General features: G+C 52.9%; 2 rRNA genes and 1 pseudogene (1 of these 3 running past the window's edge). 2 read left to right on the top strand and 1 reads right to left on the bottom strand.

The features are described 5' to 3' along the window. Positions 1 to 1403: ribosomal RNA gene (locus JTA15_RS15440) — 23S ribosomal RNA — on the top strand (it extends 1504 nt beyond the left edge of the window). A 65-nt stretch (positions 1404 to 1468) separates the two neighbouring features. Next, positions 1469 to 1584 (top strand): 5S ribosomal RNA (gene rrf, locus JTA15_RS15435). A gap of 103 nt (positions 1585 to 1687) precedes the next feature. On the opposite strand, the pseudogene JTA15_RS15430 reads toward rrf, so the two are convergent. Continuing rightward, positions 1688 to 1857 (bottom strand): annotated as a pseudogene (locus JTA15_RS15430) (amino acid ABC transporter ATP-binding protein); the annotation flags it as partial.

Raw genomic sequence — 1857 nt, 5'->3', positions numbered from 1 at the left:
TTGTTAACGCTGAGGTGTGATGACGAGGCACTACGGTGCTGAAGTAACAAATGCCCTGCTTCCAGGAAAAGCCTCTAAGCATCAGGTAACATCAAATCGTACCCCAAACCGACACAGGTGGTCAGGTAGAGAATACCAAGGCGCTTGAGAGAACTCGGGTGAAGGAACTAGGCAAAATGGTGCCGTAACTTCGGGAGAAGGCACGCTGATATGTAGGTGAAGTCCCTGCGGATGGAGCTGAAATCAGTCGAAGATACCAGCTGGCTGCAACTGTTTATTAAAAACACAGCACTGTGCAAACACGAAAGTGGACGTATACGGTGTGACGCCTGCCCGGTGCCGGAAGGTTAATTGATGGGGTTAGCGGTAACGCGAAGCTCTTGATCGAAGCCCCGGTAAACGGCGGCCGTAACTATAACGGTCCTAAGGTAGCGAAATTCCTTGTCGGGTAAGTTCCGACCTGCACGAATGGCGTAATGATGGCCAGGCTGTCTCCACCCGAGACTCAGTGAAATTGAACTCGCTGTGAAGATGCAGTGTACCCGCGGCAAGACGGAAAGACCCCGTGAACCTTTACTATAGCTTGACACTGAACACTGGTCCTTGATGTGTAGGATAGGTGGGAGGCTTTGAAGCGTGGACGCCAGTCTGCGTGGAGCCAACCTTGAAATACCACCCTTTAATGGCTGGTGTTCTAACGTAGACCCGTAATCCGGGTTGCGGACAGTGTCTGGTGGGTAGTTTGACTGGGGCGGTCTCCTCCCAAAGAGTAACGGAGGAGCACGAAGGTTAGCTAATCCTGGTCGGACATCAGGAGGTTAGTGCAATGGCATAAGCTAGCTTGACTGCGAGAGTGACGGCTCGAGCAGGTGCGAAAGCAGGTCATAGTGATCCGGTGGTTCTGAATGGAAGGGCCATCGCTCAACGGATAAAAGGTACTCCGGGGATAACAGGCTGATACCGCCCAAGAGTTCATATCGACGGCGGTGTTTGGCACCTCGATGTCGGCTCATCACATCCTGGGGCTGAAGTAGGTCCCAAGGGTATGGCTGTTCGCCATTTAAAGTGGTACGCGAGCTGGGTTTAGAACGTCGTGAGACAGTTCGGTCCCTATCTGCCGTGGGCGCTGGAGAATTGAGGGGGGCTGCTCCTAGTACGAGAGGACCGGAGTGGACGCATCACTGGTGTTCGGGTTGTCATGCCAATGGCACTGCCCGGTAGCTAAATGCGGAAGAGATAAGTGCTGAAAGCATCTAAGCACGAAACTTGCCCCGAGATGAGTTCTCCCTGAGACTTTAAGTCTCCTGAAGGAACGTTGAAGACTACGACGTTGATAGGTCGGGTGTGTAAGCGCAGCGATGCGTTGAGCTAACCGATACTAATGAACCGTGAGGCTTAACCTTACAACGCCGAAGGTGTTTTGGCGTGAGAGAGACGATTTTCAGCTGATACAGATTAACAGAATTTGCCTGGCGGCTTTAGCGCGGTGGTCCCACCTGACCCCATGCCGAACTCAGAAGTGAAACGCCGTAGCGCCGATGGTAGTGTGGGGTCTCCCCATGTGAGAGTAGGGAACTGCCAGACATCAAACAAGTGAAGAGGCCATCCGAAAGGATGGCCTTTTTGCGTTATGTTTCCCGGAAAAAGTCAGACCCGGTAAGCGAAGCGCCACCGGGCTAAGACACGTTTAATGGATCACTTGTGACAGGAAAGCCCGCGTACGTTCAGATTTAGGATGTGCGAAGAACTCATCCGGCGGTGCCTGCTCAACGATTTCCCCACGATCCATAAAGATCACCCGATCGGCCACGGTTCTGGCAAACCCCATTTCATGCGTCACACACAGCATGGTCATCC

Origin of the sequence: Enterobacter sp. BIDMC 29 (assembly GCF_019378755.1) — a bacterium.
In the GTDB taxonomy this organism is placed as follows: domain Bacteria; phylum Pseudomonadota; class Gammaproteobacteria; order Enterobacterales; family Enterobacteriaceae; genus Enterobacter; species Enterobacter ludwigii.
Note: the sequence above shows the minus strand (reverse complement) of the source record. Positions and strands in the feature narration are given on the sequence as shown.